Annotated in this window: 26 protein-coding genes, 1 pseudogene and 1 riboswitch; of the genes and pseudogenes, 3 read left to right on the top strand and 24 right to left on the bottom strand. The window is 38.7% G+C overall.

The features are described 5' to 3' along the window. Positions 1 to 8: 8 nt before the first annotated feature. The 11 genes from AB5706_RS09825 to AB5706_RS09775 form a co-directional block, all read right to left on the bottom strand. Positions 9 to 776 carry a carboxymuconolactone decarboxylase family protein gene (locus tag AB5706_RS09825; RefSeq protein ID WP_118071534.1) on the bottom strand — a complete coding sequence of 256 codons (768 nt, stop codon included), beginning with the start codon at positions 774 to 776 and terminating at the stop codon, positions 9 to 11. A gap of 28 nt (positions 777 to 804) precedes the next feature. Further along, on the bottom strand, positions 805 to 1,275 hold the full coding sequence (locus AB5706_RS09820) for a flavodoxin (protein WP_173774138.1): 471 nt from the start codon (positions 1,273 to 1,275) through the stop codon (positions 805 to 807). 126 nt (positions 1,276 to 1,401) lie between these two features. After that, entirely contained in the window at positions 1,402 to 2,280 is an 879-nt protein-coding gene (locus AB5706_RS09815; protein WP_021650153.1) for a LysR family transcriptional regulator, read from the bottom strand. Between the two features lie 27 nt (positions 2,281 to 2,307). Next, positions 2,308 to 2,733: a GNAT family N-acetyltransferase gene (locus AB5706_RS09810; protein WP_173774139.1), complete on the bottom strand. Its 426-nt coding sequence runs from the start codon at positions 2,731 to 2,733 to the stop codon at positions 2,308 to 2,310. A gap of 46 nt (positions 2,734 to 2,779) precedes the next feature. After that, positions 2,780 to 2,929, bottom strand: a complete 150-nt coding sequence (locus AB5706_RS09805; protein ID WP_173774140.1) for a hypothetical protein — start codon at positions 2,927 to 2,929, stop codon at positions 2,780 to 2,782. A 415-nt stretch (positions 2,930 to 3,344) separates the two neighbouring features. After that, positions 3,345 to 3,647 carry an ArsR/SmtB family transcription factor gene (locus AB5706_RS09800; RefSeq protein WP_173774141.1) on the bottom strand — a complete coding sequence of 101 codons (303 nt, stop codon included), beginning with the start codon at positions 3,645 to 3,647 and terminating at the stop codon, positions 3,345 to 3,347. Positions 3,648 to 3,780: 133 nt separating this feature from the next. Then, complete coding sequence (locus AB5706_RS09795) at positions 3,781 to 4,305, bottom strand: flavodoxin family protein (protein ID WP_055176454.1); 525 nt, start codon at positions 4,303 to 4,305, stop codon at positions 3,781 to 3,783. 88 nt (positions 4,306 to 4,393) lie between these two features. Next, complete coding sequence (locus AB5706_RS09790) at positions 4,394 to 4,543, bottom strand: hypothetical protein (protein ID WP_330602613.1); 150 nt, start codon at positions 4,541 to 4,543, stop codon at positions 4,394 to 4,396. Between the two features lie 65 nt (positions 4,544 to 4,608). Beyond that, positions 4,609 to 4,947 carry a ParB N-terminal domain-containing protein gene (locus tag AB5706_RS09785; RefSeq protein WP_173770545.1) on the bottom strand — a complete coding sequence of 113 codons (339 nt, stop codon included), beginning with the start codon at positions 4,945 to 4,947 and terminating at the stop codon, positions 4,609 to 4,611. A gap of 591 nt (positions 4,948 to 5,538) precedes the next feature. Next, positions 5,539 to 8,412, bottom strand: a complete 2,874-nt coding sequence (locus AB5706_RS09780; RefSeq protein ID WP_173774142.1) for a response regulator — start codon at positions 8,410 to 8,412, stop codon at positions 5,539 to 5,541. A 167-nt stretch (positions 8,413 to 8,579) separates the two neighbouring features. Next, positions 8,580 to 8,655, bottom strand: a riboswitch (cyclic di-GMP riboswitch). A 218-nt stretch (positions 8,656 to 8,873) separates the two neighbouring features. Continuing rightward, the gene (locus AB5706_RS09775; RefSeq protein WP_233456115.1) at positions 8,874 to 9,107 is read right to left on the bottom strand and encodes a helix-turn-helix domain-containing protein; all 234 of its coding nucleotides are present in this window, start codon (positions 9,105 to 9,107) and stop codon (positions 8,874 to 8,876) included. 475 nt (positions 9,108 to 9,582) lie between these two features. On the opposite strand from AB5706_RS09775, the gene AB5706_RS09770 reads away from it, so the two are divergent. Continuing rightward, positions 9,583 to 9,708 (top strand): helix-turn-helix domain-containing protein, encoded by a 126-nt coding sequence (locus tag AB5706_RS09770; protein WP_155177754.1) that lies wholly within the window; start codon positions 9,583 to 9,585, stop codon positions 9,706 to 9,708. 176 nt (positions 9,709 to 9,884) lie between these two features. On the opposite strand, the gene AB5706_RS09765 is transcribed toward AB5706_RS09770, so the two are convergent. The 3 genes from AB5706_RS09765 to tnpA all read right to left on the bottom strand — a co-directional run bounded on the left by AB5706_RS09765 (position 9,885) and on the right by tnpA (position 12,166). Beyond that, positions 9,885 to 11,138, bottom strand: coding sequence for an ATP-binding protein (locus AB5706_RS09765; RefSeq protein WP_173770543.1), 1,254 nt, complete (start codon positions 11,136 to 11,138; stop codon positions 9,885 to 9,887). A 328-nt stretch (positions 11,139 to 11,466) separates the two neighbouring features. Continuing rightward, positions 11,467 to 11,799 carry a hypothetical protein gene (locus tag AB5706_RS09760; RefSeq protein WP_237963833.1) on the bottom strand — a complete coding sequence of 111 codons (333 nt, stop codon included), beginning with the start codon at positions 11,797 to 11,799 and terminating at the stop codon, positions 11,467 to 11,469. Between the two features lie 46 nt (positions 11,800 to 11,845). After that, a complete protein-coding gene (gene tnpA / locus AB5706_RS09755; RefSeq protein WP_233456116.1) occupies positions 11,846 to 12,166 on the bottom strand; it encodes an IS200/IS605 family transposase in 321 nt (106 codons plus the stop codon). Between the two features lie 247 nt (positions 12,167 to 12,413). Between tnpA and AB5706_RS09750 the strand changes: the two genes are divergently transcribed. After that, positions 12,414 to 13,709, top strand: a complete 1,296-nt coding sequence (locus tag AB5706_RS09750; RefSeq protein ID WP_368366041.1) for a 2-hydroxyacyl-CoA dehydratase family protein — start codon at positions 12,414 to 12,416, stop codon at positions 13,707 to 13,709. Then, complete coding sequence (locus AB5706_RS09745) at positions 13,706 to 15,415, top strand: acyl-CoA dehydratase activase (RefSeq protein ID WP_173770542.1); 1,710 nt, start codon at positions 13,706 to 13,708, stop codon at positions 15,413 to 15,415. The genes AB5706_RS09750 and AB5706_RS09745 overlap by 4 nt, the downstream gene beginning before the upstream one ends. A gap of 10 nt (positions 15,416 to 15,425) precedes the next feature. On the opposite strand, the gene AB5706_RS09740 is transcribed toward AB5706_RS09745, so the two are convergent. The 10 genes and pseudogenes from AB5706_RS09740 to AB5706_RS23105 form a co-directional block, all read right to left on the bottom strand. Beyond that, positions 15,426 to 15,698 (bottom strand): GyrI-like domain-containing protein, encoded by a 273-nt coding sequence (locus AB5706_RS09740; protein WP_173770541.1) that lies wholly within the window; start codon positions 15,696 to 15,698, stop codon positions 15,426 to 15,428. A 24-nt stretch (positions 15,699 to 15,722) separates the two neighbouring features. Continuing rightward, on the bottom strand, positions 15,723 to 16,013 hold the full coding sequence (locus AB5706_RS09735; protein WP_173770540.1) for a DUF4491 family protein: 291 nt from the start codon (positions 16,011 to 16,013) through the stop codon (positions 15,723 to 15,725). Positions 16,014 to 16,185: 172 nt separating this feature from the next. Further along, complete coding sequence (locus AB5706_RS09730; protein ID WP_179988317.1) at positions 16,186 to 16,494, bottom strand: Ada metal-binding domain-containing protein; 309 nt, start codon at positions 16,492 to 16,494, stop codon at positions 16,186 to 16,188. A 212-nt stretch (positions 16,495 to 16,706) separates the two neighbouring features. Then, positions 16,707 to 17,897, bottom strand: a complete 1,191-nt coding sequence (locus AB5706_RS09725) for a zinc-ribbon domain-containing protein (RefSeq protein ID WP_173736276.1) — start codon at positions 17,895 to 17,897, stop codon at positions 16,707 to 16,709. After that, positions 17,887 to 18,642: a hypothetical protein gene (locus tag AB5706_RS09720; RefSeq protein WP_368366040.1), complete on the bottom strand. Its 756-nt coding sequence runs from the start codon at positions 18,640 to 18,642 to the stop codon at positions 17,887 to 17,889. The genes AB5706_RS09725 and AB5706_RS09720 overlap by 11 nt, the downstream gene beginning before the upstream one ends. Continuing rightward, positions 18,603 to 20,210 carry a hypothetical protein gene (locus AB5706_RS09715; protein ID WP_173736274.1) on the bottom strand — a complete coding sequence of 536 codons (1,608 nt, stop codon included), beginning with the start codon at positions 20,208 to 20,210 and terminating at the stop codon, positions 18,603 to 18,605. Before AB5706_RS09715 ends, AB5706_RS09720 begins: the two co-directional genes overlap by 40 nt. Further along, positions 20,203 to 22,236 (bottom strand): hypothetical protein, encoded by a 2,034-nt coding sequence (locus AB5706_RS09710; RefSeq protein ID WP_173736273.1) that lies wholly within the window; start codon positions 22,234 to 22,236, stop codon positions 20,203 to 20,205. The genes AB5706_RS09715 and AB5706_RS09710 overlap by 8 nt, the downstream gene beginning before the upstream one ends. Positions 22,237 to 22,255: 19 nt before the next feature. After that, positions 22,256 to 22,402, bottom strand: a complete 147-nt coding sequence (locus tag AB5706_RS09705) for a hypothetical protein (protein ID WP_173736272.1) — start codon at positions 22,400 to 22,402, stop codon at positions 22,256 to 22,258. Next, complete coding sequence (locus tag AB5706_RS09700) at positions 22,399 to 23,649, bottom strand: hypothetical protein (protein ID WP_368366039.1); 1,251 nt, start codon at positions 23,647 to 23,649, stop codon at positions 22,399 to 22,401. Before AB5706_RS09700 ends, AB5706_RS09705 begins: the two co-directional genes overlap by 4 nt. 221 nt (positions 23,650 to 23,870) lie before the next feature. After that, a pseudogene (locus AB5706_RS23105) lies at positions 23,871 to 23,969 on the bottom strand (DNA/RNA non-specific endonuclease); the annotation flags it as partial. Between the last annotated feature and the right edge of the window lie 189 nt (positions 23,970 to 24,158).

The following is a 24,158-nucleotide window of genomic DNA, read 5'->3' as shown; positions in this document are numbered from 1 at the left end:
TGCTCTCCTTATCTTAATCCAGCGTACTCTTTCTCCGATACCGCCTCACACCACTCATTGGAACAATCCACTCCCGGCACCTCAATTGCCAGATGGGAAAACCATTCATCCGGAGCGGCCCCATGCCAGTGCTTTACATCTACCGGAATGTTAATACAGTCACCCGGTTTCATTTCTACCGCATCCCTGCCTTCTTCTTGATAAAACCCTCGGCCGGCTACACATACTAAGATCTGCCCGCCACCGCTTTTTGCATGATGAATATGCCAATTATTCCTGCATCCGGGTTCAAATGTCACGTTGAAAATGCCAACCTGAGAAGTGGAGATCGGTGCAAGAAAACTTCTGCCAGAAAAATACTGTGCAAAGCCATCATTTGGTGCACCAATTGGAAATACCATCTCTTTTGCATGCGCCCGCATCGCTTCCTCTTCGTATGGCAAATCTCCTTCGCCTGTCTCCCACACTTCCTTTGCAAGATTGAAAACAGCCCATGCTTTTGGCCATCCTGCATAGAATGCGACATGTGTGATTACTGCGGCGATCTCTTTTTGTGTTACACCATGATTTTTTGCATTTTGAAGATGATATTTTAAAGAAGAATCTGTAATTCCGGAAGCCATCAGAGCAACCACTGTGATGATACTTCTTGTTTTTACGTCAATATCCTGGTTATTCCAGTTTTCACCGAAAAGGACATCATCGTTAAAATGTGCAAACTCCGGTGCAAATTCACCAAGTGCATTTCTTCCTGCTGTCTGTATTATTTTTCCCATTTTCTGTATACCTCCATAGCACTGTTATTTATAAAGATTTTACCCACTCACTGATTTCCTTTTTTGTTCCACGGTTTAACAGGCTGCCTTCTGTGATAACTGCATCCGGTGCAGATGGCTGTAATTCCTTTACAGTATTACCGAATCCACTTCCACCGGATGTTGCAAAGAGCACAATCTTTTTGCCACTGAAATCATAGGCTTCCAAAAATGTATTGACAATTGTCGGAGCTACATACCACCAGATTGGGAATCCCAGAAGGATTTCATCATAAGAACTCATATCTATCTCTTTCTTCATGATCTCTGGTCTGTATTTCTTATCACTCATTTCCACACTGCTCCGGGATTTTTTATTCATCCAGTCAAGATCAGCCTTTGTATATGTAACTTTTGGCTCAATCTCAAATAAATCAGCTTTTGCTTCCTCTGCAATCATCTCTGCTACTTTTTTTGTTGTTCCGCTTGCACTAAAAAATGCCACTAATTTTTTACTCATAATAAAAAGCCCCTTTCTTTGCAAATTTCTTGTATAAAAATAGATGTATAAGATTTGAATTTCTCTTATACATCTATTTTATACCTGATATTTTTATTATGTCTAATGCTTATATTGAATTCCATTCTATGCCTGAAAAGCATTTATTTCTTCTATCATTTTACTGACCGCCAGAGAATATGGAATGTTTCGTCTCCAGGCAATCACAGTACTTGTTGTGATTTCAGGAGAAATTCTTCGCTGTACAAGAATATCCTCCCGCCAATACTTTGCAGCACCTTCGATGGATACCGGATAGCCCAGTCCATTTGCTGCCATAACTCCGGCATTCGTTCCAAGATTACTTGTAAAAGCAATCTGCAGTTTCGAAAAGTCTTTTCCAAACCAATTGGCAAGTTCACTTTGAACATTTACTCTTTCCGGCAGGATCAATGGTTTTCCAATAAGATCTTCTTTTCTTATAAACTCTTTTTCTGCCAGCGGATCATCCGGCCGCATTCCAACACACCAGTGATCGCAATCTGTGATCCGGATATAATCCAGCCCTTCGGTGTCCACCGGCTCCATGAATAATGCAATATCTACAAGTCCTTTGTTCATCATCTCATACACTGCATCTGCTGTTGCAGTATGCAATACAATCTGAACCAGCGGGTATTTTTCTTTATATGTTTTACATATCTCCGCCAATGTCTCCACCGCTGCAAATTCACCGCATCCAATGGTTATATTTCCCTCTACAACATCTTCTTTTCCTTTCAGTTCCTCAAGTGTTTTTTCCTCAAGATTAAGGATCTCCAGGGCACGCCTTTTTAATAAAATCCCCTCTTCAGTAAGCGAAATTTTCTTCCCGCTTCGAATAAATAATGTTACTCCAAGCTCCTCTTCAAATGCCGCCATTTGTCTGGATAGCGTTGGCTGGGTAATATGCAATTGTTCTGCTGCTTTTGTAAAGCTCTGTTCTTTTGCCACCGTCAAAAAATAGCGCAATAGTCTTAATTCCATATTTTTTATTCCCACAACTTCCGATTTCTATTTTTGTTTCCATAGCATAGTGTACTCTTTTTCACCAGTATCTTCATCCAAACCTTCACATTGAATAATGAACCCTTCTCTTTGGTAAAAAGAAATTGCTCTGGCATTCTTCTGATATACATTTAATCGTAAGCTGACTTTTTTATCCTTAATATAATCCAATAAAAGCTTACCTATGCCACATGACTGCATTTCATCAGAGACAAAAATACCTTCGATATATTCATCATTTAGTCCTACAAATCCTTGTATCATTTTATCTGCTTCAAACACATAAACTTCGGATTGTGACAGCATTTCTTTCACTAATTCATAATTACTTTTCCAGTATTGATTGGAAATAAAATAATGTGCTTTCAGATTTGTCTTTAACCATATGTCAGCAACTCTATCGATATCTTCGTTCAGCAACTTTCTAATCATAACAAATATTCTCCACAACTACGTCCTTTATGCTTTTCTCTTTTATCTATTCTATCACAAGCTCACCATTAATCATCATTTTTTTGATATTTTTTCTTTTCCCCCACTGTAAAACAGCCTCTGAGCGTTTCGTTATATAGAGGGATACAAATAAGAGCAAAATCCACCCATGTTTAACAGTATTGCCGTTTGGCATCCTGTTCTCCTATGGGATTTATCTTGATGGGAATCTCCCCATACCCTCTCAATAACAGACGTTTCACTTGTCTGTTGGTTCCACCTAAAGGTGTTCACAGCACTATTTCTAATATCGGAAGGGACAGCCGATATTGAAATACGTGGACTCCCGGCGGGAGGAATAGTCTCAGCGGAAGGAGGAGTATGATAACAAAAAACAAAGATAAAGAACTGAATCACAGACATTTTATAGGATTATAAATCATAATCCAGATTAATACAGCCATAGGAATAGATATCCCTGCATATTCAAACTTATTTAATATATTGGGTATCATCGGGAAAAAATGTCCTATGGATACACCGATGATCATGCATAGAATGACCCACACAGATAAATACTTTTGAAAAAACTTCATCTTAGCATTTCCCCTCTAACAACAGCTATCTTTTTTGTCACAGCATGACTCACATGTCAAACTGCCAATAAAATTCTTGAATTCTAATAAAGTATCACAATTCAAAGAGTAATGATGCCATTTACCTTCTTTGCGATCATTCACCAATCCACATTCCACCAGTATCTTCATATGATAAGACAGGGTTGGCTGTGTAATTTCAAATTTTTCCAAGAGCCTGCATCCACATTTTTCGCCATCTGACAACATTTGCACTATTTCTAATCTGTTTGAATCTCCAAGTGCCTTGCAGATTAATGCAACATTTGTTAGTTCCATTTCATTTACCTCGCATTGATATTTATCTATGTGTGTAGATTAGCATATACATAGATAATTGTCAATGTGTTTTTATAAAATAAAGCCATACATTTTCATGTACAGCTTTAAAAACAGGAATTTGGTGTGTGCTTTATAAATTTTTTCCGATCCACTCAAGTTCGTTCATGGAATCCTTATTTTTTTCAAGTTCATCTCTGGCTGTTGCGTAATATGATTTTTTAAAAAGCATATCCCATGAAAGATATTTTGCCATACAGTCAAACTGCTTATCAATCAGCTCATACTGGATACTGCCTACAGGAGACCCCCCTACAACAATTGTGCCAACTTTTTTGTTTTTTAACTGCAATCCACGGCAGTAGCACTTATCAATGATAAGTTTCAATTGTGCTGACATTCCCCACCAATAAACTGGTGTAGCAAAAAGAATCATATCTGCAGCAGCAATTTTATCAATTGTAGAATTTGTATCATCCTTATCGACGCATCCCTTAGAGCATTGACAGACACCACATCCCTTGCATGGTGCAATGTTGAGTTTGTCGGGTTCAATGATTTCAATTTTATTCTTTTCTGACGCTCCTTTTATAAATGCATTGATTGCTGCCAGCGTATTTCCTTTTCTGGCACTTCCATTAATGATTACAATTTTCATGCGTGTATCCTCCAACTTCCGATTTGCACATCAAATCGTTTTCTTCATTCTATCACAACTTCTATTGATCCGCCATCAGTCTTTCGAATCAAGTATCCATGACAATGATAAACTGGCCTGCTCCTGGCAATTCTTGCAGCATTTCATCAAGAGTTTTCTGTTTCACATATTTCTGCACATACACCCAACAGGCAACGCTACTGGCTTCTGATACAATGTCAGCTATGGTTTTGCGCATAAGCTCTTCAAATTCAGCAATTTCTTCTTTTGGGACAACATCATACAGGGTTGGTGCCTGATGACTTACTCCATCCGTTCTCTGTGAAGATTCGAGTCCACCATACTTAAAATGGAATCATCTTCAGTCAATACTCGGATAATTACCGGTACTTTACGGTATCCTAGTTTCTCCGCAGCATGTTTTCTTCTGTGGACGGATATGATCTCATAGTAGCCATCCGGTACTGGTCTGACGATCAGCGGATTTAAGATGCCATACTTCTCAATGCTTTCCTGCAGAAGAAACATTTCCTTATCATCTTTCACCTGAAACGGATGCTGTTTGAACGGTCGAAGACGCTCAATCTCAATTTCTATGATTCTTTCTTCGTTTTCTTCTGATTGTCTGTTTAGTTCAGTCATCTTGACTCCTTTTCTCCAGGATTCAGGACACTAAAAAATGCCTGCCTGGAACTTTTATAGATAGTAAAGTTCCAAACAGACATTGCTGTTTGACCATTAGCTGTAGCTAATAGAATTGAGTACTGTTTCAGCTAATTTATGTTTGCAGGTTTGGGAGAGATTGTTTCTTTTCCCGCCTTTTCTCTGATTTACATCCCCAAATAAGGGGGTGTAAACAAAGCGGAACCCAAATGTTAGCTGGACTTCCTAAAACCCATGTTTGCAAACCGGTGATTTTGATTAGCTGTCAGCTAACAAAAATCGGATTGCGTTAGCTGGAAATTAGTTTTTCATTTAAGTAATTATTTCAGTCCCAAAAAGACATATGAATTTTCACAGCCTGCTTCTTCTAAGGAATAAAAAGACAGACCATATAACAACTTTATATAAGAAGCAGAACGATCAGCACAGTTATAAAAACCAAAACAGTCACAGACTGCGGTTGCTTCGGAAATAAATTAATTTCTGTCATAACAAAATCCTCTCTCTATATTTCCTGTCTGCTTTTCCCATGCATCTGGAAGGCTCCTGATTGCTGCGGTTGCCTCATAATCATTTATGACAGGCATTTTGCTTTCTCAACTCTTCGCTTATGGTCTGCTTAATTTTTTCCGCATCCAGCGGCTTTGCAAGATGTGCGTTCATTCCTGCTTCCATACACTTTTCTGCATCTTCCCTAAATGCATTTGCAGTCATAGCAATGATAGGGATTGTTTTTGCATCCTGCCGTTCCAGGGATCTTATTGTTTTTGTGGCAGTAAGCCCATCCATCACCGGCATCATGACATCCATTAAAATAACATCGTATGTTCCTGATTCGCAGGCTTCAAAGTGCTGAACAGCTTCTAACCCATTTTTCACTGTTTCTACTTTAGCCCCATTTTCCGTCAGCATAAATTCTGCTATTTCCGCATTCAGCTCATTATCTTCAACCAATAATATCCGGACACCTGATATATCTGCATTGAAATCTTCTTTTTCTTCCGGCCGTGCATTCGTATCAATTTTAAATGGAAGTATTACAGTAAAACAGCTTCCTTCACCAAGCTTGCTTTCAACTGTTATGGTTCCGCCCATCTTTTCTACAAGTTGTTTCACAATAGGCATTCCCAGACCTGTCCCATTATAATCAGAACGTGGGGAATTATCTGCCTGTACAAATGGAGTAAACAATTCATTTTTTATAAATTCTTCTGACATTCCAATTCCATTATCTTTTATTTTAAATTCACATGTCATGTGATCTTCTGATCTTTCAATCGTTCTCATACTCATGAAAATAAAACCATTCACCTTATTGTACTTCATACTGTTTGTAAACAGATTCATCAATATTTTTTTCAGATGAACTGCATTGCTCCAAACATATATACCACTGTAATCATCATGTTCTCCTATAACATGAAGTCCTTTTTCTTCTGCCTGAAAAGATAGTGACTCCGTGATTTCCTGACATACCTGATCCAGATTGATGGATTCATCACCAAAAACCACTGTATCTGATTCTAACTTTGCCATATCTAAAACATCATTTATCAATGATAGTAGCAGTTTCGATGACTCATGTATTTTATTCATGCAATCCTTTGCCCGCTCAGCATCATTTCCGCTTTTCTCAAGAATCGTAAGCATGCCAATAATACCATTGATCGGTGTTCTGATATCATGAGACATGTTATTTAAAAAGGAAGTCTTAGCCTTATTGGCACTCTGTGCTTCTACAAGTGCATTTTGTAATTCCTGCTGTTTTTCTTCAAGCTCCTGATTCAGCTTCAATGCCTGCTCAGCAGACTTCTTGGATTTTTCTTCCGCACGTTTTGATTTTTTCAAAGAATCAAGAATTATACACAGAACAACGAAAAAAGAAATTCCAGCGATAAGTGAAACTGTCAGTAAATTGTCCTGAATAAAATCCTTCGCTGTAACTTTTCGTAAGGAAGCATTATACGAAACTACTGCACCTGAAAATTGAGTTGTAGGCATAGATGTCAGTGTTTTATTCAGAATGGACAAAAGAACCGGTTCTCCCTGCAGAATAGCAAATGGAACATCAGCTTCTTTTGTCAGGAAAACACTATGAAGCTTATTATTTTTCAAATAGTCTGAAACAGTACCTGAATTGCTTACAATACAATCCGTCTCCCCTTTCTGCATTGCTTTTACTGCTGCATCTGATGTTTCATATTCCACAACCTTCCATTGCGGATAATTGTATGAAAGATATGCTTTCAATACAAAATCATCTTTTTCAACAGCAACTATATTCTCTTTATTTTCATCAAAAGAATCCTTTGCCGTAATTGCTGCCATATTGAGAGTCAATAGCGTATCCGACAAAGCAAATCCATTTGTTTCTGCAAAGTATGGATTCTGGTTTGCATGAAAAATCAGGTCTATTTTTCCATCCAGCAATGCCTGAAGCAGTTCACTTCTTGTCTCATATCCATTTAATTCAAATTCCAGAGTCTGACCTTGCAGACAATTTTCTGCAAGATCCACATAATCTGTAATAACACCTGTCAGTTTACCTGTTGATGGATCTACACTGCTGATACCTCCATCCTGATTCAGATACCCTATCCGGATTGCACCATGCAGCCCGATCCACTCACTTTCTTCTTTTGAAAGAAACGAGCTGCTCTGTGCAGAAAGATAACGCCTGTAGAGATCATCTGTGTAAAATGGGTTGTCATCCTTGATTCTGCGCATAGCACTATCCAGTGCTTCTTTGATATCCGGACGTTCTGGATTTATAGCGAAATAGATTTCTGTCTCTCCAATACTTGTAAGCGGTGAAATATCCAATTCTTCCCAACGGGATTCTTCTACCGAAACGAAGCAGTCAATTTCATGTTTCGACAGTTTGTCCATAATTTCTGTGGTTGTAGAAACATTGATATGCTTCGTATGCAGACCATATTTTGATTCCCATTCATTAAGCACATCCTCCACTATATTATCTTTAGATACACCAATATTTTTTCCCTCAAAAGAATCCAAATTTCCTGCTGTAAGATCCATATTGGATGCATCCGTATAGATATAATATTTCTCTTCCCCCATAGGCATATCGGAAAAAAGCATATTTTCAGCACGTTCGTCTGTATAGGAAATGTCACCAAGAATATCAATCTCTCCATTTTCCAACTGTGTAAAGCAGTTTTTCCAATCACTTGTTATGTATTTATATGTCCATCCTGCATAACCTGCAATATCTTGAAGATACTCATAACCATAGCCGCTTCTTTCTCCCTTTTCATTGACGGTATTATAAGTTTCTTCAAAAGATCCTACCCGGATAACATTGTCAGAGTTTTCTTTGGCAAATGTAGGAACGGATAAAACAATAAAACATATAATTGTGCAAAATATAATGTAACAAAATTTGAAATTCATTATATTCTGTACTAATTTGCACTTCTTCATCTTTCTCCCCTCCTCTAGGCTACAGTTGCTTGCTTGCTTCCAGATTTTAATTTTACATTCATTAATTATCAATAACCTCCCCGCTATTTTTCCAAACAGCTTCTGTATTACTTATTCAAGTGCTCTACCATAAAAAAGCACTGCCAAACAGACAGTGCAACCTCATTTCATGCAACTGGCTGCCATTTTACAGGCCCTGTAGCTTTGCGTCCCAGACTTTCATCTGGTTTGCCGATTTCCTTATTATAGCTTTAATACTTATGCAAAAAAACTGATTTCATTATACTTTAATGCTCTAGTATACACAAGAAAACATTACCGTTTTAACGACAAAAAATAAAAAAAGAACAGCCGATACATATACTCGAACTGTTCTTCTACTTCCGAAGACCACGCAGCATTGACATCACTGTTTCCTGCTCATTTGTACTCAGATTGTTCCATATCCTTAAAACTTCTTTCTATTTTTCTGTCAGATTCTCTGAATTACCTTCCTGAAAAAACTGTGATAATGTCACGCCCAAAGCTGTACATATTTTTTCAAGTGTGATCAGCGACAGCAGGTTTTCCTGCGCCATGATTCTTCCCAGTGATGACTGGGAAATTCCCGACAGCTGCGATAATCTATATTTACTGATATCACACTTTTCACACAAAGATGTTATTTTATCCGCAATATACTTCTCTATCTGCAAGTAACTATACCTCATTTCCGCTATTACATGTTCTTATTGTACCTGTAATAACGAAAAAATATTAGTAATCAACTTTGCAAGTATTCATTCTCATTATAGGAAGTATACGGATAAAAAAATATAAAGATACTTTCGTTTCCGCAAAAGTCATTTTCGCTTATATCGTTTTTATAATATCACAGACAGTTACGTTTGTCACATAGAAGTTTGAACACTCAAACAAAAAATAAGCCTGCCATCATCGTCCTCTTTTCTGTATCATGGATCTGCGGATTCAGATTCTTCCTGTTATAAAAGGAATCTCCCTGTACCGCCTTTATATCACCGCCGTTCAGCTTAAGCTTATAGGTAACACCCATATGTCGGAAACTGTGAAACACAATGGTGCTAAAATATAAATAGTACAAGCCAAAATGAGAAATTCCAAATACACATAAGCATGATACAATAGAGGCATGCTGAAGGAGGATCTCATATGGCAAAGCAACATGACAAACAATTTAAACTTGATGCAGTCCAGTACTATCAGGATCACAAAGATCTCGGAGTACGTGGATGTGCAGAAAATCTTGGCATCGGATACAGCACATTAACAAAATGACTGAAAGACTTCCGGGAATCAGGTGATATTCCTGTTCGTGGTTCTGGTAATTATGCATCTGATGTTCTCACTATCGGAATCGTACTCTGTCTGTTCTACATAATCTGCGGAACAGTCTCGTATCATTTCACTCTTTTTTGAAATAGAACAACACCACAGCAACAACTCAAATCGACTTAAAATTCCAGACTATTCGCATTCAGCAAGAAATACTTCATTCCCATGATGACAAAACCTTCATCATTTCTCCAAGGCTTTTTGCTGCCATTTACAATGACGATCTTCTTGAAAGAGTCCGGGATATTACGCAGAGAATTGAACTCCTGCGTCTGTTTTTCTTCCGAAGTCATGTCATATGCAACCTGGATATAGTATCTCTGGTTTCCTTGATTCACCACAAAGTCAACCTCCAACTGCTTGCGAACACGTTTGCCCTCTTTATCCTTATCGAAGATATCCACGACACCCACATCAACATTGTAGCCACGGATCAGCAGCTCGTTATAAACAATGTTCTCCATGATATGAGTAGGCTCCTGCTGTCTGAAATTCAGACGTGCATTTCTCAGTCCCAGATCAGTAAAGTAGTATTTCAGATTTGCACCGATATACTTTCTGCCCTTAATATCGTATCGGCTTGCCTTGGAAATCAAAAAGGCATCTGTCAAATGGTCGATATGCTTGGAGATGGTTTTATTAGCATAAGTCATCTGGCGCTCACTGGCAAAGGTATTGGCAATCTTTGAAGGGTTGGTCGGTACGCCGATTGCAGATGCAAGCACATCAACCAGAATCCCAATCTCATCCACGTTCTGAATCTTATTTCTTTCAATAACATCCTTCAGATAGACATTTGCAAAGATGTTCTTCAGATAGTCCGCTTTCTGTCGTTCGCTCTGGAAACTTACGATCTGCGGCAATCCTCCGTAGATCATGTAGTCATCCCAGGCATCATCATAATCGCCGTCATAGACAGAATAAAACTCTGCAAAGGAGAGAGGGTAGATTCTAATCTCATCACCTCTGCCACGGAATTCGGTCACAATGTCGCTGGACAGGAACTTGGAATTACTTCCGGTGACATACACATCAATATTGCTCATGCGTAGCAGGCTGTTCAGCACTTCCTCAAATCGTGGCATGAACTGCACTTCATCCAAAAGGAGATAATACTTCCCGTCGTCTTTCATGGCATCCTTGATGTACTTGAAGCATACCTTGGGATCTCTTAATTCCTCGTTCTCAATACCATCCAATGCAATTTCAATAATATGATCAACATCAACGCCGTTCTTCAGTAAGTATCTCTTAAAGATGGTAAACAGCAAAAAGGATTTGCCACATCTACGAATGCCGGTAATCACCTTTATCATTCCATTATCTTTTCGCTCGATCAGCTGCTGTAGGTAAGCGTCTCTTTTAATCTCCATCGTTACGCTCCCCATTTCCGTGCATCTACACACTTTTTAGTAATGAGATTCTATCACAGAACGACCTGAATTTCAATATGTATTCCCATTTTATGTGCATCTACACACTTTTATGTAATGTTGATAAATATATTTTCAGATTTTTTTGATTGCAGTGTCTATAATCGATTACTCCAATCGTTATTATAGGTAGACAACAAAAAGAAGATGGTTCCGATGTTTCATTAAATATGTTCGTTAGTCTTTTACGCAAAGGATTCTATCTCCTCTGCGCCCTAATGCTTTTCGGATTCAGTTCAACAAACTGGATTTTGTTTTTTGATACTTATTACACTTTTGCTTTTTTCTTAATCATACATATTGCTGCTAAAGTAACTATAACATAACCTAATAGTGCAATAATTGATGATTCAATTCCAAATTCTCCACCAGTGAAAACAAAGTCTTTTAAATCAAGTACATATGTCATAACCGAATATTCATCTGCCTTTTCGCTTATTGATAAACCGCCGCCAATAATTAAAATATTCCAAAGTGAATGGACAATTCCGCTGTTCCAAACAGAACCACTTTCAATAGCAACCATTGAGAACATTATTCCCACCATTGTTCCAGCAATAAGAACCAACAGGCTACTTATAATGGAAAAATCCATTCCTATAATATGTACTAATCCAAATAAAACTGATGGAATTAATACAGCTACTTTAATATTCCATTTCTCTTTTGTCCCATTTGCTTTGCAACTCTGGATGTCTGTCGTAAATCATTAGCGTGCTTTTCCCTTTTAAATATCCCATAAAATCTGAAATACTTTCTTTCGGCGGAATTGCTACGCTTAAATGTACATGATCCTTACATACTGCACCCGCTATAATATCCACTTTTCGGTACTTGCATAATGTACTTATGATTTCCTTCACATCTTCTCTTAATCTTCCATACAGAATTCTTTTTCTGTATTTCGGTATAAATACTATGTGATACTGGCATTTCCATCGGGTATGTGATAAACTTCTATTGTCCATTTGGACCGCCTCCTTTGATTTTGAGTTTGGCTTGCGACACCATTCTCATCATATCACAGGAGGCTTTATTTTGTTGTCCTCACCGTCTCCACTTATTCCATTCTCCCCAGCATAGCTGGGGGATTAGACTTTTCATTTACAATTCCCATCCAACTGACTATAATAAAGAATGTCCGTTTGCCTGCAAAGGCGCGGAACTATATCCATCTGCATCAGGGCGATATGACAGAAAAATGAACTTAAAAGAATGGAAGAAAGAACAATGGATGTAATTGAAAAATTTGGAAATAGGGTGAGCAGCCAGGCGCTTAAGGATCCGGAAAAAGCGCGTCGGCTGCTTCTTGCGGGATACCGCCTGCAGGAAAAGAAGCTTCAGTTTTTGCCGGATCGGGGGCTGCCGTCGTCGGGACAGTATGTGGCGCGGGTGGTTATGAAAAATATCATTCAGTCGCTGTCAGAACCGGAGAATGCGGCGATGGTCAGCATATTTGTGCCGGGAGAGCTGGTGATGGCGGCAGGGCTGACGCCGTACTCAGTGGAGGCGATGTCCTGTTTTATGGCGGGAACGAAGTGTGAGCAAACGTTTCTTCGGAAAACGGAGGAAGAAGGATTTCCGGAGACGATGTGTTCGTACCACAGGGTGTTTCTGGGGGCGGCGCTGACGGGGATTCTGCCAAAACCGAACTGCATGATTTATACGAACCTTGCGTGTGATGGAAATATGATGACGTTTCCGTATTTAAAGGATAAATTTGAATGTCCAGGCTTTTATATTGATGTTCCGTATGAGAAAAACCGGGAATCGGTTCTGTATGTGGCGGATCAGCTGCGGAAATTGAAACGGTTTCTGGAGGAGACGACGGACAGACGGATTTCGGAGGAAACAGTGCGGAGTGCGGTAGATAACAGCCGGAAAGCGGCAGCGAATTATAAAAAACAGCTTGCCCTGCGGTGTGCGCATGACCCGGTGACCTCTCTGACGAATGAATTGTATGCGCTTTTTATGTGCCATCTGATGGCTGGCTCAGAGACGGCGGTTACCTATACGGAAAAACTTCTGCGCGATGTGCGGATGTCACCGAGGGGAGATGGTCTTTCGGTAATCTGGATGCACACCATGCCATTTTTACAGGAGCCGGTTAAGGATATTTTTAATTATAGTAAGAAAATGCACATCCGCGCTTGTGATTTCATCGCAGATGGTTTTCAGGAGATGCATGCGGAAGACCCGTATGAGGCGATGGCAGAGAAAATGGTCTACTGCATTTACAATGGCAGTGTGAAACAGAGAATTGAGGAAGCGGAACGGCTTGCCAGAATCACGGAATCGGATGGTGCTGTTTTATTTGCCCACTGGGGCTGTAAGGGAACGATCGGTGCATCCAGCCTGATTAAGCAGTCCTTAGAAAAGACAGGACTTCCGACGATGATTCTCGACGATGACGGCTGCAACCCCGCCAATACCAGCGACGGTCAGGTATCGACGCGGCTTCAGGCGTTTGTGGAAATGCTGGAAAAGGGCAAGGAGGAGAAACACGCATGATTTATTACGTCTGTAAGTACACCCCGATCGAGCTGTTCCGAGGGTTTGGAGAAGAATGTTCTGTTTTGGAGGAAATGCCGGAAAATTTCGAACAGTCGGATCAAATTGCACATGCAAATCTGTGCGGCTTTGGAAAATCGGTCATTCAGGCAGTGCTGGAAGGAAAGGTTGAACAGCTGGTGCTGGTAAACTGCTGCGATTCGATGCGGCGCGTTTACGATATCGTGGAGAGCACGGGAAAATGTAAGTTTTTATATATGCTGGATCTGCCGCATGATGATAATGAATGTGAAAAAGTGAAATTTGCGGGCACGATCCGGAGGCTTAAAAAGGCATATGAGGCATATTCCGGGAAAGTGTTTGATAAACGCGCTTTTATCAAGTCCTTTATTACGCCGGAAATGAACACGGAGCCGTACATTGGTGTGCTGGGCGTGCGGGTCAGCGGCATTCTGGAGGATATGATCCGGGACAATATCCAGATGGATGTGGAAAATCTGACCTGTACGGGTGGTCGGAAACTGTCGGTCGTACAGGATGAAATGTGGAATATGAAGGAAGAGGAGCTGTTTCTTTCTTACGCGGACGTCCTGCTGGGACAGATGCCGTGTTTCCGCATGAACCGTTCGATCCGCAGAAACCGTCTGTATCTGGATCCGAATTTAAAGGGAATTATTTATCACACGATCAAGTTCTGTGATTATTATGGATTTGAGTATGCGAGTATCAAGCGGGATATCAAGGTTCCGCTCCTTAAGATTGAGACTGATTTTACGAGCCAGAGCGCGGGGCAGCTTTTGACGCGCATTCAGGCATTTGAGGAGACGATCGAGGGATCAGAGGATATGGATCCGGGAAAAGGTATCAGTGAGGAGGCAAGAAAGAAGATGGAGTCGGGCATTTTTTATGTAGCGGGAATCGACAGCGGTTCGACAAGTACTGATGTGATCATACTGGATCAGGATGGAAAAATTAAATCGACGATGATTATTCCGACCGGCGGCGGTGCGATGATGAGCGCCGAGAAGAGTCTGGATCTGGCGATTGAGAAAGCGGGAATTAAGAAAGAGGAGATTGTGCGGATCGATACGACCGGATATGGACGATCCTACATTGACAGCGGGGATGACAGCATCACGGAGATTACCTGCCATGCCAAGGGCGCAAATTATCTGAATCCGAATGTCCGCACTATCATCGACATTGGCGGGCAGGATATCAAGGCGATCAGCATCGATGGGCAGGGAGCCGTGAAAAATTTCCTGATGAATGACAAATGTGCCGCCGGAACGGGACGTTTTCTGGAAATGATGGCGAAAACGCTGGGACTTTCCCTGGAGGAAATGAGTGTGAAAGGGCTGGAATGGAAGCATAATATCGTGATTTCCAGCATGTGTACGGTGTTTGCAGAGTCGGAGGTCGTGTCGCTGGTGGCACAGAATAAGGATGTGGCAGATATTATCCACGGTTTAAATGTGTCAGTTGCCTCAAAAGTCGGCGCGTTGGCAGCCCGCCTTGGAAAGGATCATCCAGGCGAATATATGATGACCGGCGGTGTGGCGAAGAACCGGGGTATCATCCAGGCATTGGAAGAGAAGCTTGGTGCTAAACTTTATATCTGTGATGAGGCGCAGCTCTGCGGTGCGCTGGGAGCGGCGCTATTTGCTTATGAGAAAAGTAAAGGCAGTGCGGAGGAAACGCGATGAAGCGGCAGGGTTAAAACACTTGTATCGATATTTTCGTCAGATATTCACTGGGAGAGGCTGTGGCCAATTCGTCGATCACAGCCTCTTTATAAGAGTATTTGCCGGTTTTAAACTTGTGTTCATCGGTCCAATCAAAGAGTTTTTCGTAGGTGGCTTTCGAGTCATAGTAATTTCCCATTAAGTAAGCAAGTACCTTGCCAGCCCAAAGTGCTGCAACATGGTTTTGCAAGCAATCCGCAACGTTCGCTGCTCCAGTATTCACCTGTAATCTCCATACCGCCATCTTCTCATCTCCCCGCTTTCTTCTTTAGTGCTTATCCACCTTCCGCTTCGGGAACCATCCTTTTGCCACTCTTTTTTCCTGTTCTTTCAATTCCTTAATGCTCCAAAAGCAACTGACGCACAAAACACCCAGAGAAACCGACCAAAGTATTTCCTGCATTCTTACGGATAGAATCATACACAAAATGCCCACCAGCAAAAATACCGGCCAACAGCGGCTTCCAAAGTAATACTCCGCATATATAACAATAGGATGGAACAATCCAATCAGAAAAAAGGTAAGCACACCAATCAATATCCCACTAAAATTCATCATAACTCCTTGTCCTTTTCCTTATACAAACAGCACATTATCGCAGACCGGCGCAACTTATCTTCTGCGTGCAACAGTCGTCCTCAACAGCATATCCAATATGCGCAAAGAAGAAGTATTGCAATATAGAACTACAACCTTCCTCTTCCATATTTTTTTAATATCTGACACTTTTTTACGGATTGCATTTTTTACACGGATCATAACCTGCAGCAATCAGCGCATCCCTACTCTCTGATGAGGATTTTTTATTGCTCTCCTTCATCTGTTTGACCGATGAACAGGACGGCCGATGAAATTTCTTTGTATTGGTATTGAGGATATAGGATTCCGTGCTGGTCTGCTGAGAAGCTGCCTGCGTAACAGCCTGTGTGGCCTGCTCTGTTACTGCCGTCTGGTTTGTTCCAGAAGCCGAGCTGTCACCCGTTGCATAATTGATGTTAATTCCCGGCTGAACATTATAAACGTAAACATTGGGAACCAAAATTTTTTTCGTTTGTTATATCGTTTATTTCCATTTTCTACAAAACATCGTTTGCATTTTTTATAATTTTTTTTCAAGTTCCATAATATATATGCAAATATATTCTATATTTTTCTCGCTTATGTTTAATGCACCACTGCAATCAGGTATATATACCAAATACAGTAACCTTGGTTATTAAATTACCCTTTTGACGCTTAAATCATAATATATTATTTTTCTATTTTTCTTTTTCCACTGCAATACGGACAGCCTAATCCAATTCGACTCCTGTTATATACTTCTGTTCGCCATTCATGCCCAAACTCACACAACCACCATACTTTCTTTGCACAACATAAAGGAACCATATCTGGCTTTAGTTTTCTATTTTTTGTTGGATGCCATTCATTTGCAATCTCAGGTTGTAAACTTTCCAAATCATTAAAGCCCTTTTTCACGAGTTTGCCATCCAAATATGGACAGCCTGTTCCAAAATAATGTCTGGAATAAACTGATACTTTCCATTCAAAATCGTAATGCTTATCAGTTTTAGGATCATCATAAGGTAGCTGCCACCATACTTTTTTCTTATATCCGACCCCAACTTCTTCGGGTGTTAGATTACCATTCTTTGTAGGATGCCACTCGGATGCTAGTTTGGGATTAATCGTTTTTAAGTCATTATAGCCTGTCCATATTTTCTGATTAGATAAATATGGACAACCATTGTTATTATTAGATCTTGAACTAATTGATGCTTCCCACTCAAAATCAAAATGCTTACCAGTTTTAGGATCATCATAAGGCAAATACCACCATACTTTTTTACCATTTCCCGCACTCACATCTGTAGGTTTAAGATTACCATTCTTTGTAGGATGCCACTCAGTTGCTAAGTATGGATGAGTTGTTGCTAAGTCATTAAATCCTATCCATACTTTCCCGTTAGAATTTGCCAAGTATGGACAACCTTGACTATTTTTAGTTCTGTTAATAATATACGCCTGCCACTCAAAATCAAAATGCTTTCCTGTCTTCGGATCATCATAAGGCAAGTACCACCATACCTTTTTACCAGCCTTACCAAACACATCGGACGGCAATAATTTCCCATTTTTAGTAGGATGCCATTCAGCTGCAATTTTCGGATATAGAGTCTCTAAATCATTGTAGCCTTTCCAAAGTCTTTTATTTTGCAAGAAAGGGCATATTTCAGTTTTTACAAGAGAACAAACTTGTTGTTTCCATTCAAAATCAAAGTGTTTTCCCGTCTTTGGGTCATCGTAAGGATAAAACCACCAAACCATTTTTTCAGACCCAAATGTTATATCTTCTATATCGTAATCCGCGTTTTTAGTAGGATGCCACATTTTTGCAGCGATAGGATGCGTAATCAATATACTTGCTTTCTTATTGTTCAAAATTTATTCCTCTAATTATTTCTTCAGCATCTAACAAACTGTTATCTATATTTAATGTAGTATTATTCTTTAAATAAGCCTTTAAATTTTTATCTATATTTATCACTTCAGACAAATCTTGTCGCAGACTTTTAATATATGTATTCAAATCAACTGATTCATCTTCAATTCCCATCTGAGCGAGCATTTCTTTTCTTGTGGCTTCATCAGTCGCTTTCATTAAATATGACACCTGCTTAATCAATTTATCCTGTGCCTTTTGTAAGGTATCTATTTTATTTGACATTATTAATATGTCAGATTTCATAGATTTGTTTTCGATTTTTAATGCCTCGTTTTCTCTTGTAATGTTTCCATTGTGAGTAAGGAGCTTGTCTACTGTTTCTCTTGTTTCAACAATCATTTTCCGTTTTGCCGCATCTGGCTGTTCCATAAATGTATCAATATTAGATGCACGAAGAAGAAGAAGATTTGTATTGATACTAACGATCAAACTTCGAGACTTATTTATTTCCTCAATCTTTAAGGTACAACGTTTTGGTCTTTCGACCATTTTCCCCGTCTTTTCATCCTTTTCTTTAATTGGGCGAGTAAAGTGATAATCCCTGACTTCTTCCAGTCCTTCTATATTATCTCTACACCATCTGGCAAGTTCAGTTGCCTTTATTTTCTTTTTTTCTATTTCAGAAAACTTTACAACTGCTTCTAGCAATTGGTCTTCTGAATACTTTTGAGTCTTTGCCATTCCTTTAATTTCTCCTCTGCTTTTATATCGCAACCCATACGATATCGTGTTGCATCCGTCTGAACTGATAAAAACACTTCTTCCAAAGTTAAATCCTTATATTTGATGTTCATTGTGTTATTCATAAATTCGATAACTCTTTTGGCATTATCATCAGCTTTTTTCTGTTGAGTACTCATAAAAGTGTCCAACTCAGCTTTTGCAGGTCTGTAGTATTTGCATCCCATGCAGTCGAATAAATGTCCCTGTTCGATGCAATCATCAAGATTTTCTTCATCAACCATTCTCTTATGAGATGTGCAGACAGACTTTCCTGTATCGACTGCCACAGAGCCACTTTGCTCATACTGTTTTTTTGAATATCTCCATTCGTAATCCAGTTTCTTCTGCAGCTGGACCACTGATGAAGCCCAGATTGTTTCAGATATATTTGTGTAGTAACCAGAACTTGTATTGATGTTTATATGATCTGCAAGCTGACGGCATATATCTTCGCCTGACTTCTGAAAATACATATTTGCCATAGCAATTGGTCTACTATCTCCCGCCGTAACTGGTTCAAATTCCTTGATACCAGTAGCATATTTTGCAAAATCGTATCTAGCGTTACCGATAATGTTATCTTCAATAAACGTAGCAACAAGATGGTTAAATGCCTGTAATGATAGCATGTCATTAACCATCAACTCATTATATTCAAAAAGAAATCGCCTATCCTGCGAATCTGTCAGCTCCATATACTTTTCAATGTTGCGTATTACTTCCGTATCAGGGATCTCGTAGGTGAATTCCTTGTAATCCTCATTTACATCATAGTAAACGGTCCTTGTTCCCTTTTTAAGCCTTGTACGTCGTATTCTAAGGAAAGTCTTATCATTCTCCCTGTAAATACATTTCTTGGGTGTAAGAAGCATCTCCGTGGCTCTGAGGGGTAGTATAAAAGTGATATTTACCCAGAAATAAATCGGAAACCACTTTTTAAATGTTTTATCATCGCAGTTATCTCTATAAATATGGTTTATTTCATTTTCAATAACGAGATAATTGACAATCGGTGATAACTCTCTCTGGGATTTTTCGTTAATTTTAATGAGCCTGATATTTGAAACAATCTGCTCAATCTGTTTATCAGGAGTACCTATAAAGCCAAGAAAATCTTCAATAGTAGTAATACCTGTAGCTGTTAGCTTGAAATCCTTATCCTTGTATTTCAGAAGAAAATCTTTCACAATACCAATCTTTTCTCGCGCAATAGTCTGATATACATAAACACCGTTACAGTAGATAGCATAGCAACGGAGCATATTCTTCATTGTGTCGGCTGTAATCCCGAACTCTTTACCGATATGCTTACTGTAAAGAATAATATCCATTGAGAAATCCATACCGAACTTCTTTACTCCTGAATATCCCATCCACTTGTCAGAATCGAAATCGCTTTCGATTTTTCCTTCATCTACAAGCTTTTGGTGTATTTCACGACATTTATTTAAGACATCTATACTGTAAACTTGGTCTGTATAGACAACCACTTCATCGGATTCAACTTTTCGTAATAGATTATCCATTCAGAGCCTCCTCGATCAGTTTCTTTGTGCCTGCTTTATCTTCCTCGGACATTTCTTTGATAATTGCATTTATAATGTCCTGAAACGCAGGAATTATCTTTGCTTTAAGTGCTATTCCATATTTCTTATTACCAGTAGTAAGTTCCTTTAGTTGATATTCTTTAATTACCCTTACAAGAGCAGGTACACCATCGCTTGTGAATACATGATATGGACAAAGGTTTGCTAAACATGATTCATATGTTGGATTTTCACAAGCATAACCTAAAGCCTTTTTCTTACAATAAATACCTGCGTCCTTTCCCTTACCTCTTCCCTGAGCAATAGCAAACATGGATTTAAGAATCTCAATTGGTTCTTCTGTTTTACCTTCTGCAAACACTTCTGTCATTCTATCTGAAGCTATAAGTGCAGTTCCCACTGTTTCCAGTTCATATGCAGACAATGGTATCTTTTCCATAATTGCTGTCTGCTCTTTGACTGACAACTTTTCAAATGCATCTGGATAAGCTACAATCAGTGCGTTGTAAAGTGAAACACTAAATACACCTCTTTGCATCATCATATAAAGAACAATTTCTGCACTCTCACCTGTAAGTCCATGATCTTTAAGATAAATAGCTGTTGTATCAACGTTAGAATGATTACGGGCAAATGATGCTACCACATGAGCTACAAGAGTCGTATTTCCATTGTCTCTTGCCGACTGCTCTAATCCCTGTAAATAAGATTTATTAAGTCTTCGCGATGAGAATGAATGTTTGCCAGTAATGGCAAATATATCATCTCCAAAGAAATCTCTGCATATAACCCAACTGCGATACATCGCTGCACGGTGTGAATTCATATACCCTTCACCCGATGTTATATGATGATACTCAGAGATCAAAATCAATTTTCCAAAGAATGTCCTAAGTTCTGGGACAATCGCTGCCCGTAATTTTCCAAGTCCAGTCTTCTGAGGAACGTTATATGCCATTTCAATTCTTCTGATAGCATAAAGGGCGACTTTATCATAAGTTTCATCTGAAACATTACCATTTAGAATATCCTCTTTTAAGGTATCTATTTTTATTTTGAATGGATTATCATTACTCTTAAGATTTAGGTAAACCCATCTGTCGCAGATATCAGAAGAACGCCAACCGCAGATATAATGGCAGGATAAAAACATCCACATTTCAATGTATTTGCTATTTTCAAGAGCTTTTTGAGTAAGCTTATGTTCCTTATCGTAATCAGTATTAAAAAGTATTTTTGCAAGTCTTATAAAATCCTCATATGGATATGCTGGCTCCGAATCACTTTCCTTTTTCTTTAGCTCTACATTGTGATATTTTACAGTTTCATACTTGGCAACATACTTAAAGAAATCTGTAAGCAGGTTCTTAGTTCTTACTGCATCAGCATTTTCGATTGCAGAAACAATATCTTCATCTGTGAGTTTCTTTATATCTGACATATCAAATATAGTTCTCACAAAAGCTGTAAGTGAAGGAGTATAAATATTATCTTCATCTTCAATGTAGATCAGATATTTCTTAATATATTCCGTGGTCAACGGATGACCTTTAGAATGATTAATAATCCATCGAACCTTTTCTTCTTCGGTAAGACCAAATTCTTCAAAAAACTGCTCGCTTTTATATTCAAACATCTGAGCATCTTCCCTTGTAATATAAAAGTCTTCTCGTTCAGGAAGGTCAAACAATATATTATCTGGTTCAACGATTTCTATGCCGAAATATGCATTGTCCTCAAGGAAATCTATGTATTTATTTCGATTTTTAACATATTTTGACTCAAACCTATCGCTATTATGATTTTGTAAAAAAGCCTTTATACCAATGTATGTAGCTTGTTGTTCCGAAATCTTATCACAGACGGATTCGTATACCATACCTTCTACGGAGTCGATATTACCTGCATCAATCTGGTACTGTAAAACCTCTGCCTTGATACCAAGAGACTGGGCAGCTTTATATACCGTTATTAAGTTATCTTTTTTCTCTTTGGTATCTGACATATTGCACCTTCCTATTCTTTTATGATTTGTTTTTGATAATTGGATTTACCTTTTCACAATTAATTTCAACCTCTTTAAAAACTACTGGCAGATCAGATTCTATTGAACAAACGTATTCTTTAATTGAATTATCGTATTTACAAAAGCTGCATTCTTCACATTTCATAATATATCCTCCAAAATCTGTGACTGGAAAGTATAAGAACTTTCTCTAAAAATCTCTATTAAATCTGCGTTCTCGTGAATATAATCGTTCATAGACTCCTGACTAGAATCGCCACGCCATTTCATAATCTCACCGCTTGTAAGTCTTGCTTTTGTAAGCAGATACATCGTAAACCAGTGCCTAAACATATGAGCTCCCGGATATTCAATCTCGTAAGCTTCAATAAATGCTGCATTGTCTGCATATGTTCCTTGTAATTCACAGGTTCTCTTTAATGATGGGAGAAATCTTTCATAAAACAATTTCTTTACCCTGTCCGAATAAGTCTGCACTGTCATTGGTTTTCCCTGTCTGTTTACAAATAGCGGTGCATCCTTGCTGGTATCAAATCCTCTCGATTCCATCAATGCTATATGATATTCATATAAATCACTGATATTTGAAATGAAATCGTTGTAAACCTTTTGAATACGATTCTTTTTAATCGTGCCGGGATCTGTTTTCTTACTCCAATTCTTAAAATAAGGAGCTTTATCTGTTAGATCTATTTCTATACCAGACACCATTCCAAATCCTTTTCTGAGCGTCTGTAATCCACCACAAGTAACATTTACTACCTCTCCTTCACGAAGTCCTGCATAAGCACCAAGAGCAATCCCAAGTGTTATATCTGGTTCATACTTCTTTGCTTCATAAAGCAGTAAATCCAAATATCCATCTATAAGAATACGATTCTTCTTATGTGTGGTCTTTGGAGCTGAAATATGAAGCGATGCGTTATGTACGATTGTCGCCTTTTTATGATGCTTTTCATCTTTCACAATGGTAAGTGACTTTAATTCCTCTCCTACGTACTGAAATGGAAGTATATCTCTGTTATACGTGTAATACATTAACAAAAAATCCATAACATAATCTCTGTAACGGAGCCATGTGCTTTTGCTGTATTCAGTCCCATCTTCCTTTGTCTTCATTGATTTAAGGAATCCTCTTACTGTTCCAAGAGTACATTCATGCAATGAATTGATATCTGTCTCTTTAAGTATGTAATTTAGGAAGTGGCAAATAGCATATGCCTTAGCTGATAATGTCTTTCCATTTAGAAGCTCACTCTTAACTAGATGACAAAGATATCGTTCTAACCCTGTGTATAGGATAGGGATATCTGTTTCTTCTTCGTACAACACAATACAAGGATATTTCTGAAGTTCTCCATCTTCTCCTTCTACCTGTACAGCTCTATTCATGAAACAACACTTCTGTCTATATTCTTTTACATCACTATTAGGGAATTGAATAACGTTGTTCATAAATATCCATCTCCATAAAAATAAACTTTATTTATCGTCTACCTATATTATACCGTTTATTTTATATTATATCAACTTTATTTCTCTATTCCTTGTAAACTCTATATTTATTAATGTAAAATATAATGTTTATATATTTTTAGTTACACGCAGCACAAAATACCTTCGCCTTTGTCTTCTACGGATTCCGCTTCCATTAGTACGCCGGATGCTACGAGATTACTGCCTTCAAAAACCGGAGTCACCCGATACAGCACATCTTTCACTTGAAACGGATGCTCTTTGAATGGACGAAGACGCTCAATCTCAATTTCTATGATTCTTTCTTCGTTTTCTCCTGATTGTCTGTTTAGTTCAGTCATCTTGTTGACTCCTTTCCTCCAGGATTCAGGAACTAAAAAATGCCTACCTGGAACTTTTATAAATAGTAAAGTTCCAAACAGACA

Origin of the sequence: Ruminococcus sp. RTP21484sp1_RTP21277st1_D2_RTP21277_210401, assembly GCF_040924225.1 — a bacterium.
In the GTDB taxonomy this organism is placed as follows: domain Bacteria; phylum Bacillota; class Clostridia; order Lachnospirales; family Lachnospiraceae; genus Blautia_A; species Blautia_A faecis.
This window is presented reverse-complemented; position numbering and strand designations above follow the sequence as displayed.

Coding starts and splice junctions, on each gene's coding strand:
- AB5706_RS09820 (WP_173774138.1), bottom strand. CDS start 1,275: ATGAGTAAAAAATTAGTGGCATTTTTTAGTGCAAGCGGAACAACAAAA.
- AB5706_RS09700 (WP_368366039.1), bottom strand. CDS start 23,649: ATGAATAGAGCTGTACAGGTAGAAGGAGAAGATGGAGAACTTCAGAAA.
- AB5706_RS09795 (WP_055176454.1), bottom strand. CDS start 4,305: ATGAAAATTGTAATCATTAATGGAAGTGCCAGAAAAGGAAATACGCTG.
- AB5706_RS09815 (WP_021650153.1), bottom strand. CDS start 2,280: ATGGAATTAAGACTATTGCGCTATTTTTTGACGGTGGCAAAAGAACAG.
- AB5706_RS09710 (WP_173736273.1), bottom strand. CDS start 22,236: ATGTCAGATACCAAAGAGAAAAAAGATAACTTAATAACGGTATATAAA.
- AB5706_RS09705 (WP_173736272.1), bottom strand. CDS start 22,402: ATGAAATGTGAAGAATGCAGCTTTTGTAAATACGATAATTCAATTAAA.
- AB5706_RS09785 (WP_173770545.1), bottom strand. CDS start 4,947: ATGACTGAACTAAACAGACAATCAGAAGAAAACGAAGAAAGAATCATA.
- AB5706_RS09790 (WP_330602613.1), bottom strand. CDS start 4,543: ATGCGCAAAACCATAGCTGACATTGTATCAGAAGCCAGTAGCGTTGCC.
- AB5706_RS09750 (WP_368366041.1), top strand. CDS start 12,414: ATGGAAGAAAGAACAATGGATGTAATTGAAAAATTTGGAAATAGGGTG.
- AB5706_RS09715 (WP_173736274.1), bottom strand. CDS start 20,210: ATGGATAATCTATTACGAAAAGTTGAATCCGATGAAGTGGTTGTCTAT.
- AB5706_RS09805 (WP_173774140.1), bottom strand. CDS start 2,929: ATGCCAAACGGCAATACTGTTAAACATGGGTGGATTTTGCTCTTATTT.
- tnpA (WP_233456116.1), bottom strand. CDS start 12,166: ATGGACAATAGAAGTTTATCACATACCCGATGGAAATGCCAGTATCAC.
- AB5706_RS09740 (WP_173770541.1), bottom strand. CDS start 15,698: ATGGCGGTATGGAGATTACAGGTGAATACTGGAGCAGCGAACGTTGCG.
- AB5706_RS09720 (WP_368366040.1), bottom strand. CDS start 18,642: ATGGCAAAGACTCAAAAGTATTCAGAAGACCAATTGCTAGAAGCAGTT.
- AB5706_RS09745 (WP_173770542.1), top strand. CDS start 13,706: ATGATTTATTACGTCTGTAAGTACACCCCGATCGAGCTGTTCCGAGGG.
- AB5706_RS09770 (WP_155177754.1), top strand. CDS start 9,583: ATGGCAAAGCAACATGACAAACAATTTAAACTTGATGCAGTCCAGTAC.
- AB5706_RS09765 (WP_173770543.1), bottom strand. CDS start 11,138: ATGGAGATTAAAAGAGACGCTTACCTACAGCAGCTGATCGAGCGAAAA.
- AB5706_RS09735 (WP_173770540.1), bottom strand. CDS start 16,013: ATGATGAATTTTAGTGGGATATTGATTGGTGTGCTTACCTTTTTTCTG.
- AB5706_RS09810 (WP_173774139.1), bottom strand. CDS start 2,733: ATGATTAGAAAGTTGCTGAACGAAGATATCGATAGAGTTGCTGACATA.
- AB5706_RS09780 (WP_173774142.1), bottom strand. CDS start 8,412: ATGAAGAAGTGCAAATTAGTACAGAATATAATGAATTTCAAATTTTGT.
- AB5706_RS09825 (WP_118071534.1), bottom strand. CDS start 776: ATGGGAAAAATAATACAGACAGCAGGAAGAAATGCACTTGGTGAATTT.
- AB5706_RS09800 (WP_173774141.1), bottom strand. CDS start 3,647: ATGGAACTAACAAATGTTGCATTAATCTGCAAGGCACTTGGAGATTCA.